At 75.6% G+C, this 238-nt stretch carries 1 pseudogene; it reads left to right on the top strand.

The features are described from left to right. Positions 1-238, top strand: a pseudogene (locus ACSNOK_RS36070) (hypothetical protein); the annotation flags it as partial.

Raw genomic sequence — 238 nt, 5'->3', positions numbered from 1 at the left:
CCCTGCTGCTTCCCCTGCTCTCGGCTCCCCCGGCCGCCGCCTCTGGCACCGGAACCGGTGAGACCGGGTCGCGCGAGCGGGGACCGGCGTACGGCCGCAGCGCGATCTGGAGCGCGAGCCTCCAGGGGAGGCACGGCACCTCGCCCGATGTGACCGTGCGCAACATCGCCCGTGCCTCGGTGTCGGCCACCTGGCTGCGGGTGCGGATCGGCAACCCGTACGGCGACCGCCCGGCGAC

This window comes from Streptomyces sp. URMC 126 (assembly GCF_051386555.1).
Lineage (GTDB): Bacteria > Actinomycetota > Actinomycetes > Streptomycetales > Streptomycetaceae > Streptomyces.
The sequence above is the reverse complement of the archived record's forward strand: the minus strand, read 5'-3'. Positions and strand labels throughout refer to the sequence as shown.